We start from the raw sequence: 13,601 nt of genomic DNA on the forward strand, positions 1-13,601 counted from the left end.
GTTTCCTTTGAAATCCTTACACTTTATATTCGACAAAAGTAGCCAAAATCCTTGTCAAATCTGGAATTTTTGCTTATTCAGCAAGCCCTATTTAGAATCCGGTTCTCGCTGCAGTTTTCGTGCAGGACCATGGAGAACATTTTTATGTTATGATTCTGCATTTCTATTCCAGGAAGCAATCATTTATACTTTGCAACCATAATGTCAGCATTTAAGTCTTATGCTGTAAAAGCGCATCGCTTCAAGTCGGCCTTTCGATTCAAATACGCCAGCTTCAATTAGCTTTCTTACGCGATATTCGAGAAATGAATCCCCCACGTATTGGTCTAAATGCCCAATTACCTCACCAATGACCCGGGCTGATTTTATAAATGCTCTTTCCTTTCCTGTACCATGCAGTTTTTTTACTTTGCCTGTAATAAATTCATCGAAATAGTCTTCTGAAACGCCAAATATTCTTCCATTCTGCCAAATCCGTAAAGTCTCCCGGGTTTCTGCAAGATTAAGCCATTCTTTTTTCAAACTTGTTCTATCATGGTCCGTTAACAGATTTCCAGTTCCATGTTCATATAAGTGTTGGAATTTTTCAGGGATCATTTCGCCTGAATGAAGCAATGTATATTTGACCTTTTTTACCGGAAATCGCTTTTCATACTCTTTTGACGTATTTATAACGGTTATATCAATATTTTTATCTTTTAAAAGATATACAGCAAATCGCAATCCTGCTTGTTCGTGTGCATTATCAGCTGCCCAAATTGTTACATGTTCCCCTTCAGCTACTGAGATGATCTGATTGAGTGATCTTTTAAATTCTTTGAGATAATCTGGAAGTTCATCAAATTCATCACTCATGCACTTTTCCATCCACTTAAATCTGGACTTAACTCCGATTTCCTTATTTAACTTGTAAATGGGGCCAATGGAAAATATATCCGAAAAGGAGATGACCTTATCCTTCTTGTCAAGCCCCATTTTTCTTAATGCATGTTTCAAGCTGCCTGAAGCGGAGGCACCAAATAGAATATGTATCATTCTTTATCTTTCTCCTTTAGTTTTGCCGTTTTCCTTCCTTCCATCCAAACCAAACCAGAAATTGCCCGAGAAACCTTCTATTGGATACAGATCGAATAGAAAACCTATCAAATCCTTCATGTGTCGTATATGATAAGAGAGATTCGTTAAGCCTTCAGGTGAGTTGAACCACACCATTTATTTTTTTCTTCTATTTTAACATTTAATTTTGGAGAAAAAAGAGGTGATGCTTTTATGCCGAGTTATGCAAGATCTAGTCCCCCTGTAAACTTTTGTGTGCCACAATGAAAGATTGCAAAATAGCCATTCTAAAATCTGCATCGAATGGCCTATTTTATTGCTGTTATTTGGAAAATTTTATGGAAAAAGAATCAGATTGGCTTTCAAATAAGTGCATATTTCTGTGTTTTTCTGTCATCTCCCCCTTCCATTTACCTATGTTCCGCTGTTCACCAAATTGACAACGTTTCCGCTTCGCTGGATAATAAAACCAAAATATTACGAAATCCGGGGGTAAACATGAGTATCATTCCGTTAATGAATCTTCAACTCTCACAAAACCAGGAAGAATTGGAACGTCTGAAAAAAAGCAAACAGGCATTGCTGGAATCAAAGCACGCACTGGCGGAGAAAGAAAAGCGCTCTCTCCAGCCCGCCCTGTCCGCCTCAACCTGGGAGGGGCAACTCGCGAAGCAGTTCCAGGCAGTCCGAAAAAACGAACTGCTTGAAAGCTATAACGCAACGGAAAAGCAAATCAATTCAGCCCTGCAACTGCTGGACGAGAAAATCAGCAAGCTCACCACTCAAAACATCCAGATTGAAAAAGCCATCCAAGCCGAAATTGTAAAAATGCGCAAAAAAGAGGTGTGAAGATGGAAGTCAAAATCCAGTTCGAATCAGTTGAAAAGTCGCTTGCGAAGATTCGCTCACAAGCCCACAATTTGAACATTTCAATGGATGGCAGGGGTTCGTATCCTTTTCCTTCCCTTTAGCAGCTTGCTTATTTGAACCAAAAACTGGAGAACCTGCTCACTGCATATCAGGCCGTCACATTAAAAAATGAGGCTGCAGCTAAAAAAGCCGTCCATGCCATGAAAGAATATGATGAACAATTGGAAAAAGGTTTCGAAGGCCGGGCGATGAGCAGGTGAAACAATGAAAACTCTTGATGTCCAAGCATTTGAACAAGCGGCCACGGACACGCAAAGGGCTCTGAAGGAGAAGGCTGAACAAATCACGGGCCTCCAGCAGGCGATCGACTCTTTTGTGAACATGGAAGATGCGTTTAAAGGAAAGGCCGGGAATGCCATACGCGGCTACTTCCGGGATTTTCACCAGCCGTTTCTCATATACCTGCAGTCATTTTTAGCCGGGTACAACGGACAGCTGAACGAGAGTCTTAAAGACTTATCAGCTCTCGAGCCCGATCCGAACGGCTATATTCAAGAAGCTTTTATCCAGGACAGCGTCATCCCCGCACTGAAAAAGCTGGAAAATACCGTTGGACACTTGCTTGAAGACGCCAATACTGCAATATAGGAAGTTTCGGATCTTGTTGCACTGCCCAAACTGGACATTGATGAAAAACTGTATCCAATCCAAAAAGCGCGGAAAAAAGAAACCAGGACGCTGGAACAGCTATATGACTTTGATACAAAAGCCACCCGCTCCCTCGAAGCTTTAGACCAGGACATCGATACAATGGTGAAGTTTGTCCGGCAAATGGAATCGATGGCGGGTAGCGGTTCGTTTGATATTGCCACTTACAACCCGAAACAGTTTGTCACAACCGAAGCCTACCGCAGTTTGGAAGGCGGGCTCATTCAGAAAGCCGGCGTAAAACCGGTTCAAACCGTAGACGGCAAGGACTTTGAAGGCCATTTGTCCGTTAAGTTCCATTTCTATGAAGACGGAGCCATGGTGATGGAATACCGCAAGCCCGCGAGCAAGCAGCCCTATTATGAACTGGTCAATGAAATCCCAAAAGAGGCCATCCCCGGTTCAGAAAATCCGGACGACCCGCTGCTGGTTGACATTTGGAATGGATTTTATGACGGCGGCGGAAAGACCGTCGGTGAAATTTACACTGGTCTTGTATCATTAGGAAAGTCCGTTTTAGATCAAGATACTTATGCTGCACTCGGAAATGATGGAAACAAGCGCTTATCCTCCCCAATTGCAACCTTGAAAAGCACGGCACATAAATCGGTCGATATGGCAAAGTATATGGGGCTTGCTGTCCAAAAAGCTTTTGAACGGGATGTCATCCACGGCGATGCCAAAAGCCGGACTGAGTTCTTCACCTACGGGCTTGCTTCTATTGGAATTTCTCTTCTTGGCGACAAAGGCCTCAGCAAACTGGGCACAACGGCGAAAATTGCCAAGACCGGAAATCTGGCAGAAAAGGCCGGGAAGCTGAAAGTCAATACAGGGTTTGCTCCTGCACTTGAAGCTGCCGGGGCAGGGCCTGTAAAAATTCCGTATAATGTGATGGATGAGCTGGATGAGCTGGGAGTCAGGATTCAGAAGGCAACATAAAAGTTCTCTATGCAAAAAAGGGGATGAATTCGTTTACGACGCACACATGAAAACATCATCCTCGAGGTTCGTCAAAATGATAAATTTTTTGTTTTAGTGGTTTAAAAACCAATGCCTATTTCACTTTAAATCATGAAACCAGGCCCGGGGGTTAAACCGCCAAGCCTGTCTGTTCATTCAAGTAAGTATAAATTTAAGCCTTGTCTTTGCCTGCGCTCCTTTCATGATCTGGATTTCGGCGCCGGGGCCCAGAGGCTCCGGGCCCCCTGCTTTGTAAAAGCCTTCACAAAGGCCCTGCCCTAAAAAGTTAAGCCAGGTTCACTTCAATGTTGATTTTGTTATCCGTGATCGTGTATATATAATCTTTTGTAATCCATCTGGCATTTTTAATTGTGCAATGGACGAGGTCAGGATCTTTGTCTTCAAGCAAAATTTCCAGCAAACTTTTTAATTCTATTAAATAGTCGTAATCCATTTTCATGAACGGATTGTATCCGACTAAATAACTGGCACGCTTCATCAGTTTCACTTTCTTTGTTTCATGGCTGTGCCAAAAAATATCGCCTTGAATGATCAATTGGTTTTCCTGAAGGTTCTTCATGGCTTCGCCAACATAATTTTCTTCAATTTTATAAACACCCGGGGTCACTTTACTCAGCTTTTCCATATTCATGCGTACTCACCTATTTTCTCATCGCAGTATGGCAGAGAGGTTTTTATTTTTATACCCTGTTTCAAAGAAGGTAAGCCAGACATATACGGGGTGGAAAAACCGAAAAATTTTCCAAAAAAATCTTGATCGCCCAGAGAGAGGCCATTATAATGAAAATGAAGATTGCAAAGTATCAAACTAGTTTTCCGGGAGGGATCTGCATGAGAGCAGCAGTCGTCAGTTCTGATAAGCAAAAGCTGGTAGAGGTCAAAGATGTGCAGTTGCGTCCGCTTGAGTACGGGGAAGCTTTGGTGGATATCGAATACTGCGGTGTCTGCCATACGGATTTGCATGTGGCAAAGGGCGACTTTGGCGATGTGCCGGGACGCATTCTCGGCCATGAAGGGGTCGGCATTGTCAGGGAAGTCGCGGATGGTGTCACTTCTCTTAAAGTGGGCGATCGTGTAAGCGTTGCCTGGTTTTTTGAAGGCTGCGGGCATTGTGAGTACTGTTTAACGGGAAATGAGACATTTTGCCGTGAAGTGAAAAATGCTGGCTACAGTGTCGACGGGGCCATGGCAGAGCAGTGCATTGTCAAAGCCGATTACGCCGTAAAAGTGCCGGAAGGGCTGGATCCAAGGCAGGCGACAAGCATTACTTGTGCCGGTGTAACCACTTATAAAGCCATTAAAGTCGCAGATGTGAAGCCGGGCGAATGGATTGTCATTTATGGAGCAGGGGGCCTCGGGAACCTTGCTGTCCAGTACGCCAAACATGTATTTAATGCGAAAGTCATTGCGGTCGATATCAATGACGACAAACTTTCACTGGCAAAAGAAGTCGGTGCTGATCTCACCTTTAATTCCAAAACGGATGGCGATCCGGCTGAGTGGATTCAGAAAGAAGTTGGCGGCGCGCATGCTGCAGTGATAACGGCTGTTTCAAAACAGGCATTCAACCAGGCTGTCCACTCCGTACGGCCGGTGTCAAAAGTCGTTGCTGTCGGGCTCCCTCCGGAAACAATGGATCTTGAAATTGTGAAAACAGTCCTTGACGGGATAGAAGTCGTCGGGTCTTTGGTTGGCACAAGAAAAGACCTTGAGGAAGCTTTTATGTTCGGTGCGGAAGGAAAAGTCGTCCCGGTTGTGCAAACGCGCAGGCTGGAAGAAGTTGGAGATGTTTTTAAGGAAATGGAAGAAGGCAGAATACAAGGCAGGATGGTTCTGGATATGTCGTTGAAATAAGTGCAGGCAAAACATCATAAAGTAAGCGAAAATGAAAATCCCTGTTTGCACGGGGATTTTTCGCTTTTTTTCCGGTTTGTTCGTATAATAGGGATGAGTACCATGTACAGGGAGGCGCCGAACTTGCGGAGGGAAATCATTGCTTTTTTAAAAGAAAAAATAGATCCGGATTTTATCATTGTTCGGTTCGTATGCAAAAGGATATGCCCGGCCGGATAGTGATGTTGACATCGCTTTTTACTAAGAAGGCAGTATGCTGACACCCTATGAATGTTTTTTGTATGCACAGGAACTTGCAGATAGATTAAATAAGGATGTCGATCTTATTGACCTGAACCAGGCCTCTACTGTATTTCAGGCGCAGATTTTTGCAACCGGCATCGTCATGGATATGAAAAATGAAAATGCCCTGAATGTAAAACGAATGCTGGCGTATCGTTTGTATGCAAAGCTTAACGAGGAACGTGCCTAAATATTGAAAAATATTGCAAAAAACGGGGCTGTGTATGGAAGATGAAGTGGTCTTGAACAAGATAAGTACCATTGAGCGCTCCCTGAAACGTGTCCGGGAAGTGTATTAGCGGCTCTCCTGCAAGTTTAGAGGACTTTACGAAACAGGACTCCATCATTCTCAATATCCAGCGTGCTTGTGAAGCATCGATTGACTTGGCCCATGCACATTGCTACAAAAGAACAGCTCGGGCTCCCACAGACGAGCAGGGAGGCTTTTGATCTGCTGAAAGCGAACGGGGTTGATCAATGAAGAAACGGCCACAAAATGAAAGGCAATGGTTGGGTTTCAGAATATCGCTGTTCATGATGACCAGGCCATTGTTTTGGATAGTTTAAAGTAAATCTTATTTTACAGAAAGCAGGCGTAACTCATGCTATCATATATCGTAATTGGCGGCGGGGTGCTTGGGGCATCTGCTGTATACCATCTTGCAAAAGCAGGCGCAGTTGTTACACTGGTTGACCGGGCGGATCCCGGGCAGGCAACGGAAGCGGCTGCCGGCATCATATGCCCGTGGCTGTCGCAGCGGCGCAACAAAGACTGGTACCGGCTCGCAAAAGCAGGTGCAAAATACTATCCTGATTTAATTGCCCAATTGGAAAAAGACGGGGAGACGGAAACCGGTTATAAACGGACTGGCGCTCTCAGCATACATACAGATGAAGAAAAGCTTGATAAAATGCAGGAACGCGCGTTAAAGCGAAGGGAAGATGCGCCTGAAATCGGGGAAGTAAAACGGCTGTCTGCCGCCGAGACGCATGCCATGTTCCCGATTCTGGACGAAGGGTTCAGTGCGGTCTATGCCGGCGGTGCCGCGCGCGTAAACGGGAAGGCATTGCGCAATTGCCTGTTAAATGCTGCTTGCAAACGCGGAGCCAAAGTCATTCATGGCAATGCCCGGCTGCTTGTGGAAGGCAGAAAAGTCATCGGGGTTGAAGTCGGAAGCCGCACGCTGCATGCGGACAAAACAATTGTGGCAGCGGGTGCATGGGCAAAAGATTTGTTCAAACCGCTCAGTGCGGCTTTTCAAGTCAGCCACCAAAAAGCGCAGATTCTCCATTTAAAACTGCAAGGTATGGACACAAGCAGCTGGCCGGTCGTCATGCCGCCGAATGATCAGTATTTGCTGGCATTCGATGGCGGCCGTATCATTGCCGGCGCCACCCATGAAAACACGGAAGCTTTTGATTTGCACACAACAGCCGGAGGGGTCCACGAAGTTTTAAATAAAGTGCTGCCGGTTGCACCGGGTTTGGCTGAAGCTTCCCTTGTTGATGTGAAAGTCGGATTCCGGCCGTTCACGCCGGGTTTTTTGCCTGTGATCGGCACATGGCCCGGTTATGATGGGCTACTTTGCGCAAACGGGCTCGGGGCATCCGGTTTAACGGCCGGCCCTTTTCTCGGCGCTGAGCTTGCAAGGATTGCGCTCGGCCGGAAAACAGAACTGGATTTGTCACCGTACGGGCTGGAACAGGCAATTGCCCCTTTATAAACAGCAGGGCTGGTCTTTTATCAAGAAAAAACAGGAGCGAAACAATGAACGATTCCTACTTTGACGGAATTTTGCATATCAAAACAACCGGTGAGCAAAAAGGGTTTAATGCATCACTGCATTACAACCGTTATGAGCCGACGCCTTATCATGCGCTTGATGAACTGTTCGATCATTATGAACTGGATAAAAGCGACCATGTGGTAGACTTCGGTTGCGGCAAAGGGCGGCTCAATTTTTATATCCATCATTTGTTTCGCGCAACCGTGACCGGCATTGAAATGAATGAATGGTTGTACCGGGAAGCTCTCGAAAACAAGAAACGCTATGAGAGAAAATTCCTGGTCCAGCCCGCCCGTATTCGGTTTATATGCTGCCTTGCCGAAAATTATAAGATACTGCCGGACGACAACCGTTTTTACTTTTTTAATCCGTTTTCTGTTCAAATCTTTATGAAGGTTGTGCAAAATATTTTATGCTCGGTGGAAGAAGCATACCGGGAAACAGACATTATTTTATATTATCCGTCGCAGGACTATATTTACTTCCTTGAAGACCATACACCATTTGAAAAAAAACTCGAAGTCCCGCTAACGCTTTTATACAAGCATAATCCATACGAAAAATTTGTCGTGTACCGGCTTGCGTGAGGATGATGGTGAAATGAATGGATACTCAGCTTTGGTTCCATAGGAAGTGAATGCTTGGATAAGAGAAGGCTTACTTTGATCTGCCTTCCCCCGCCCACTCAGCAGATATTGAAAAAGCCGCTGAGGACATCGAATTTCCGAATTGTACGGACATGACACCATGCCCGCAGAACGGCATATGTCTGGTATAAAGCTTTTTTCCAGGTAAAAGCCAGCCATACCCCTGAAAAATGGCCATCGTTGATGGACTGGGTTAAAAGAATTCGTATTGGAAGGAAGTGAATGCTGTTTTAAATGCAGGCCAGCAGAGTATGGTGGTATGGCCGCCAGATAAAAATCCTCTTGATGAAGAGAACGAAGACTTTTAAGGCAATGTAATATAGTTGAACAGGCAGCTGCCTGCGTGAAACAGGCAGCCTTAGGTTAAATGCGTTCGATTCGTGTTTTTTCTTTTGCAATCAGTTTGATTAAAACCGGCCCTAAAATTAAATAAAAGAAGAAGTTTCCCGCGGCATGGTAGCTGTCAAACAACAGCCCGCCGAGGTAGTATGTCCAAAACGCAAACGGCCCGCCGACAAATAAATAATTTAATGAAACCATAAAGCCGAACAGGAAGCCGGTAAAAGCTGCATACAGACATAACACGAGATGCGGGACTTTTTTGTATAACTCTTTCTTGCCGAGCAGGCCGGAAAGCACCGCGATAGTACCCCACGCAAGAAATTGCATGATCGCAAACAGCCCCATGCCGAGAAACATGTCGGAACCGAAGACCGTCAAAAAGGCAAGCGCCAAACCGAAGCGGATGCCGAAAACAAAAGAACTGCAAATGATGATCACAGTGCACGGCTGGACATTCGGGACCGATGCCATCAAAATCCGCCCGGCGACGCTCAGGGCCGCCAGCATGGCAAGAAGCGCCATTCTCCTTGTCAGCCGTGAAGCGGTTTTCGCTGACTTCCTTTTTTCAAGCGGCTGATTCCCCATTTTATGCATCTCCTATTTAGAATAGAACCAGACAACCTGATCGCCGGTTTTTAGTTTATACGACCCTGCGGAAACGTTTGGCTCTTTTCCGTTTACTTTATATTTCCAGCCGCTCATGCCGCCTTGATCCCCTTCATACTGGCCATTAATGCCCTTTACATAGACGGTTGCACCGGACCCGGAATAATCGAGGCTTACGCCTTCAGAAGCGGCGGCTTTTTTTAAAGCGGAAAATGCAGTGTCTCCGCTTTTATAACTGTATTTGCCGCTGAAAACCGGCCCTTTGTAGCCCTTTACGGTTAAAGAAACCGTTTCGGCTTTTGCTTTAGATGGCGCTGCGGTGTTGCCGGAAGCGTGGCTGCTGCCGGACCCGGACGAAGAAGCTCCGGTTGTCGTTTTCGTTGATGTGCTGGATGTGACCGCCGTTTTGGTATTTGTGGCAGGTGCTTTATCCGTCTTGCTGTCTGCAGAAGCCTTTTCTTCAGCATTTTTGGAGTGGGCAGCTGAATCCGCCGCATTGCTTTCGGATCCGCCCGTATTGCTTTTTTCATCCGTTTTGTTGCTGCCGGCGGCGTCCGTTTTCTTTCTGGTTGTACTGTCTTTTGCTGCCGTATCCTTTTCCTTCGCTGAAGTGTTTGCAACTTGTGTTGTTTCAGAATAAGTTTTAACGGTTTTCGATTCAAAATGGAAACCGTCGATAAAAAACCAGGCGCCGAATGCAATCAATAAAACGGCAATACTATCAATAATGATACTTTTATATTTCATTCCTGCTCATACCCCCAGAAATTTTTTACGGATGATTAGCAGGATGACGCCTGCACCCGCAGAAAGGGAACCGACCCAGCCGTGCACAGGAGAAACACCCGTTGTTTTGGTAATGACGACTTTTTTCGGCTCTTGCTGCGCATCTTCTGCAGGGGGTGCCTGGGCAGCTGCAGTTGCAGGTTTGTCCTCTTTTTTTGCATTTGAAGCTGTTTTTGTTTTTGCCGGCGTTTGTTTTTTGGCTGCGGCCGGTTTTTCCACCGTATTGGTTTTTGTAGTGGTGTTGTTATGCGTAATCGTATGGTCTTTCGTATTCGTAATGGTGTTCGTTTTGGTTACGACTTCTTTCGTATGCTTTTCAACCACTTTTGTAGCGGCTGCAGCCGGGCTCTGGCCGCTGCTGCTGTCCGCCCCGTTACCATTTGAAGAAGTGTCGCTGCCAGAATCCTTGTCCCCGGCATCCGAATCAGTTGCGCCCGTACTGCCGGCATCGGATTTGCTAATATTCCTGAAGTTATACAGGGTATCTCCTTTTAGAAAAAGGTCATAGGCGACAAGGGCCTGGAAAACCTGTTCTGTTGAAAAGCTGTCTGAAGATTCGCTTGTCGTTTGCCATTTGTATCCGCCGTTTTTGGAATCTTTATATGTGCTGAGCGCAGAAACGGGATTCGTGCCCTTTTTAACAAAATCACCGGTTGACGGGTTAACGCCGACAGAGACAAGACCAATGATGGCCTGGGCGGTTGTGCACGAATTAATGCCGTAGTTGTCAAAGCTGGCGTTTTCTTTTTCTGCCGCCTTCAAGTATTTGATGCCGTCCCGGATTGCCTGGTTCACATCTTTATCATGTTTATCCTGATAAGTGCCAAGCGCGGTCAGTACCATGCCGGTTGAGTCAACATCGGAATCTGTTCCGGACAAACTCCAGTTCCAGCCTCCGTCCGGAAGTTCCGCGTCAACCAGTTTTGCTGCAATTTTAGCAGGTGTATTTGGTGCATCACTCGGAATCTCATAATCATCCGTATTCAAAGCGATTAAATCATAGGCATATCCGGTTACCGAGCTCTCTGACGCCGTATCGTATACGCGTTGGATCAAGTTCTTCCTTTGAAAGTTTTCCGGGTCCTCTCCAATTGCTTTTAAAACAACGATGGTCTTAGCAAGCTCCGTACCGTCAATCTTTTTGTCATTCACCCGGTCTGTTAAAACTTTCCGGTACTGCTTTATCTCGTTGGCTGTTAGCAAATTCTCCTTTGCCAGTGCGGCTACTGCAAAATCAGAGTTTAAAGCGGAAGATTTAAAATATGATGCCGTATCCTTTATATCTTTGCTGACAGACACTGCTGCAAAGCTTTCGGACGGGAAAGATAACACGAAAATAAGAACAATCCCCCAGAGAATCCCGAACCATTTTTTCCTCACCATTACCGCTCTCCTTTCCATAAAAAAAACCCTGTACAAAAAGAGGTATACAAGGGCAAAAATTTTTCGCCTATACCTCGTAGGCTTCAAATAAACCGGCAGCTTGGGAGAAAGATCTGACTTAGGAAAATTTTTTCCATCACAGTGGCGGGACCGTACAGGAATTTCACCTGTTTCCATCGCCCAGGCCCGTATTTAGATGTCAGTTACTAATTATAGAACAACCCCTGCCTGTTGGAAAGGACAATTTCTGCCACTGTTTCATTGACAAACAAGCGGTGCTGTGCTAAAAAATAAGATGTTAGCACTCTTGCGTTCGGAGTGCTAAAGGGGCATTGCCATCATTTATACATATAAAGGAGAGATCGAAGTGGCGGTAAAGGAATTTAAAGCAGAATCCAAACGGCTTCTCGACATGATGATCCACTCGATTTACACGCAAAAAGAAATTTTCTTGCGCGAGCTGATATCCAACGCCAGCGACGCAATCGATAAAATTTATTACAAAGCTTTGACAGATGAAAATTTAACATTTGATAAAGACAGCTACTACATTAAAATTACCCCGGACAAAGAAAACAGGACACTGACGGTTTCCGATACCGGGATCGGCATGACAGAGAAGGAACTGGAAGAAAATCTCGGCACCATTGCGCAAAGCGGTTCACTTGCGTTTAAAAATGACAATGAAATGAAAGACGGATATGACCTCATCGGCCAGTTCGGCGTCGGTTTCTACTCGGCATTCATGGTGGCAGATGAAATTACCGTCATTTCCAAGGCTGCAGGGAGCGATCAGGCTTATAAATGGCAGTCGAAAGGCGCGGAAGGCTATTCAATTGAACCGTGCGAAAAAGACGGCAACGGCACGGATATTATATTGAAGCTGAAAGAAAACACAGAGGATGAAGACTACGATCAGTACCTGGAAGAGTACCGGCTGCGGGCCATCGTGAAAAAATATTCTGATTTTATCCGCTACCCGATTAAAATGGAAGTAACGGAAAGGCGCCTGAAAGAAGGCAGCGAAGATGAGTACGAAGAGGTCAAAGAAGAACAAACGCTCAACAGCATGATCCCGATCTGGCGCAAAAACAAAAACGAACTGACAGACGAAGATTATGAGCAATTTTATATGGAAAAGCATTACGGCTTTGACAAACCGGTTAAGCATATCCACATCAAAGTCGACGGCACTGTGCGTTACAATGCGATTCTTTACATTCCGGAAAAAATTCCGTTCGATTATTATACGCCGGAATATGAAAAAGGGTTGGAACTGTATGCGAATGGCGTCCTGATTATGGAAAAATGCCCGGATCTTTTACCGGATTACTTCAGCTTTGTCAAAGGGATGGTCGATTCCGAAGATTTGTCTCTGAACATTTCGCGGGAAATGCTCCAGCACGACCGTCAGCTGAAGCTGATTGCGAAAAATATCAAAAGCAAAATCAAACGCGAACTGGCAAACCTTTTGAAAGAGAACCGCGAGCAGTACGAAGCGTTTTTCAAATCATTCGGCCGCCAGCTGAAATTCGGTGTGTACAATGAATTTGGCGCGCACAAAGAAGATTTGCAGGATCTCCTGATGTTTTATTCTTCAAAAGAGAAAAAGCTTGTTACGCTTGATGAATACGTAAGTCGCATGCCGGAAGACCAAAAATACATTTATTACGCAACCGGCGAGTCGATCGACCGGATTGAAAAATTGCCGCAGACGGAACTTGTGCTTGATAAAGGATACGAAATCCTTTATTTTACGGAAGATATTGATGAATTTGCGATTAAGATGCTCATGAATTATAAGGAAAAAGAATTCAGGTCCGTGTCAAGCGGCGACCTCGGCTTTGAAACGGAAGACACAAAAGAAACCGATGCCGAGGAAAAAGAAAACAAAGATCTCTTTGCATTTATGAAAGAGGCACTGGACGGAAAAGTGAAAGATGTCCGCGCCTCGCACCGCTTAAAATCGCATCCGGTCTGCTTCACCACAGACGGCGAAGTGTCAATTGAAATGGAAAAAGTGCTGAGCGCCATGCCGAACGGGCAAAATGTGAAAGCCGATAAAGTGCTCGAAATTAACATCCATCATGATGTATTTAACGCATTAAAAGAGGCGTTCGCCCATGACAAGGACAAATGCAAGCTTTATACAAACCTGTTGTATAACCAGGCGCGGCTGATTGAAGGGCTCGAGATTGAAGACCCGGTTGCATTTTCAAATGATATTTGCAAAATGATGGCATAAGGAAGGCCCGCATATTGCAAAAAAGCCACGGGACATCCAGCAAATCTACGGCCC

At 45.2% G+C, this 13,601-nt stretch carries 12 protein-coding genes, 3 pseudogenes and 1 riboswitch; of the genes and pseudogenes, 10 read left to right on the forward strand and 5 right to left on the reverse strand.

What is annotated here, in order from left to right; translation table 11 throughout:
• Positions 1 to 204: 204 nt before the first annotated feature.
• Positions 205 to 1,035 carry a DUF1835 domain-containing protein gene (locus tag IC21_RS00965; RefSeq protein ID WP_029141881.1) on the reverse strand — a complete coding sequence of 277 codons (831 nt, stop codon included), beginning with the start codon at positions 1,033 to 1,035 and terminating at the stop codon, positions 205 to 207.
• 519 nt (positions 1,036 to 1,554) lie between these two features.
• Here IC21_RS00965 and IC21_RS00970 point away from each other — a divergent pair.
• From IC21_RS00970 to IC21_RS17635, 4 genes and pseudogenes are all read left to right on the forward strand, one after another.
• Positions 1,555 to 1,905, forward strand: coding sequence for a YwqH-like family protein (locus IC21_RS00970; RefSeq protein WP_029141880.1), 351 nt, complete (start codon positions 1,555 to 1,557; stop codon positions 1,903 to 1,905).
• Positions 1,906 to 2,039: 134 nt separating this feature from the next.
• Complete coding sequence (locus IC21_RS17135) at positions 2,040 to 2,186, forward strand: DUF5344 family protein (RefSeq protein WP_234969497.1); 147 nt, start codon at positions 2,040 to 2,042, stop codon at positions 2,184 to 2,186.
• Between the two features lie 4 nt (positions 2,187 to 2,190).
• Positions 2,191 to 2,730: pseudogene (locus IC21_RS17630) on the forward strand (LXG domain-containing protein); the annotation flags it as partial.
• Between the two features lie 6 nt (positions 2,731 to 2,736).
• A complete protein-coding gene (locus tag IC21_RS17635; protein ID WP_234969499.1) occupies positions 2,737 to 3,573 on the forward strand; it encodes a hypothetical protein in 837 nt (278 codons plus the stop codon).
• A gap of 307 nt (positions 3,574 to 3,880) precedes the next feature.
• On the opposite strand, the gene IC21_RS00990 is transcribed toward IC21_RS17635, so the two are convergent.
• The gene (locus IC21_RS00990; RefSeq protein WP_019721598.1) at positions 3,881 to 4,246 is read right to left on the reverse strand and encodes a hypothetical protein; all 366 of its coding nucleotides are present in this window, start codon (positions 4,244 to 4,246) and stop codon (positions 3,881 to 3,883) included.
• 200 nt (positions 4,247 to 4,446) lie between these two features.
• On the opposite strand from IC21_RS00990, the gene adhP reads away from it, so the two are divergent.
• From adhP to IC21_RS01010, 5 genes and pseudogenes are all read left to right on the forward strand, one after another.
• Positions 4,447 to 5,469, forward strand: coding sequence for an alcohol dehydrogenase AdhP (adhP, locus tag IC21_RS00995; protein WP_029141879.1), 1,023 nt, complete (start codon positions 4,447 to 4,449; stop codon positions 5,467 to 5,469).
• Between the two features lie 178 nt (positions 5,470 to 5,647).
• Positions 5,648 to 5,941: pseudogene (gene mntA / locus IC21_RS01000) on the forward strand (type VII toxin-antitoxin system MntA family adenylyltransferase antitoxin).
• Positions 5,942 to 5,975: 34 nt separating this feature from the next.
• Positions 5,976 to 6,323: pseudogene (hepT, locus tag IC21_RS17150) on the forward strand (type VII toxin-antitoxin system HepT family RNase toxin).
• A gap of 30 nt (positions 6,324 to 6,353) precedes the next feature.
• The gene (locus tag IC21_RS01005; RefSeq protein WP_013860563.1) at positions 6,354 to 7,475 is read left to right on the forward strand and encodes an NAD(P)/FAD-dependent oxidoreductase; all 1,122 of its coding nucleotides are present in this window, start codon (positions 6,354 to 6,356) and stop codon (positions 7,473 to 7,475) included.
• A gap of 44 nt (positions 7,476 to 7,519) precedes the next feature.
• Positions 7,520 to 8,125 carry a class I SAM-dependent methyltransferase gene (locus IC21_RS01010; RefSeq protein WP_029141878.1) on the forward strand — a complete coding sequence of 202 codons (606 nt, stop codon included), beginning with the start codon at positions 7,520 to 7,522 and terminating at the stop codon, positions 8,123 to 8,125.
• A 423-nt stretch (positions 8,126 to 8,548) separates the two neighbouring features.
• On the opposite strand, the gene IC21_RS01015 is transcribed toward IC21_RS01010, so the two are convergent.
• From IC21_RS01015 to IC21_RS01025, 3 genes are read right to left on the reverse strand one after another with little or no spacing between them, the layout of a single operon-like run.
• The gene (locus tag IC21_RS01015; RefSeq protein ID WP_029141877.1) at positions 8,549 to 9,112 is read right to left on the reverse strand and encodes an ECF transporter S component; all 564 of its coding nucleotides are present in this window, start codon (positions 9,110 to 9,112) and stop codon (positions 8,549 to 8,551) included.
• A gap of 12 nt (positions 9,113 to 9,124) precedes the next feature.
• Positions 9,125 to 9,880 (reverse strand): DUF4430 domain-containing protein, encoded by a 756-nt coding sequence (locus tag IC21_RS01020; protein ID WP_029141876.1) that lies wholly within the window; start codon positions 9,878 to 9,880, stop codon positions 9,125 to 9,127.
• 6 nt (positions 9,881 to 9,886) lie between these two features.
• Positions 9,887 to 11,302, reverse strand: coding sequence for a prenyltransferase/squalene oxidase repeat-containing protein (locus IC21_RS01025; RefSeq protein ID WP_029141875.1), 1,416 nt, complete (start codon positions 11,300 to 11,302; stop codon positions 9,887 to 9,889).
• A gap of 54 nt (positions 11,303 to 11,356) precedes the next feature.
• Positions 11,357 to 11,504: riboswitch (adenosylcobalamin (AdoCbl) riboswitch) on the reverse strand.
• Between the two features lie 165 nt (positions 11,505 to 11,669).
• Here IC21_RS01025 and htpG point away from each other — a divergent pair.
• Positions 11,670 to 13,547: a molecular chaperone HtpG gene (gene htpG / locus IC21_RS01030; protein ID WP_029141874.1), complete on the forward strand. Its 1,878-nt coding sequence runs from the start codon at positions 11,670 to 11,672 to the stop codon at positions 13,545 to 13,547.
• The last annotated feature ends 54 nt before the right edge of the window (positions 13,548 to 13,601 follow it).

It is taken from the genome of Heyndrickxia coagulans DSM 1 = ATCC 7050 (assembly GCF_000290615.1).
GTDB lineage: Bacteria > Bacillota > Bacilli > Bacillales > Bacillaceae_C > Weizmannia > Weizmannia coagulans.

Bases quoted from the DNA above. Each gene is read 5' to 3' on its own strand.
- IC21_RS00965 (WP_029141881.1), bottom strand. From the start codon at position 1,035: ATGATACATATTCTATTTGGTGCCTCCGCTTCAGGCAGCTTGAAACAT.
- IC21_RS00970 (WP_029141880.1), top strand. From the start codon at position 1,555: ATGAGTATCATTCCGTTAATGAATCTTCAACTCTCACAAAACCAGGAA.
- IC21_RS17635 (WP_234969499.1), top strand. From the start codon at position 2,737: ATGGTGAAGTTTGTCCGGCAAATGGAATCGATGGCGGGTAGCGGTTCG.
- IC21_RS00990 (WP_019721598.1), bottom strand. From the start codon at position 4,246: ATGAATATGGAAAAGCTGAGTAAAGTGACCCCGGGTGTTTATAAAATT.
- adhP (WP_029141879.1), top strand. From the start codon at position 4,447: ATGAGAGCAGCAGTCGTCAGTTCTGATAAGCAAAAGCTGGTAGAGGTC.
- IC21_RS01005 (WP_013860563.1), top strand. From the start codon at position 6,354: ATGCTATCATATATCGTAATTGGCGGCGGGGTGCTTGGGGCATCTGCT.
- IC21_RS01010 (WP_029141878.1), top strand. From the start codon at position 7,520: ATGAACGATTCCTACTTTGACGGAATTTTGCATATCAAAACAACCGGT.
- IC21_RS01015 (WP_029141877.1), bottom strand. From the start codon at position 9,112: ATGGGGAATCAGCCGCTTGAAAAAAGGAAGTCAGCGAAAACCGCTTCA.
- IC21_RS01020 (WP_029141876.1), bottom strand. From the start codon at position 9,880: ATGAAATATAAAAGTATCATTATTGATAGTATTGCCGTTTTATTGATT.
- IC21_RS01025 (WP_029141875.1), bottom strand. From the start codon at position 11,302: ATGGTGAGGAAAAAATGGTTCGGGATTCTCTGGGGGATTGTTCTTATT.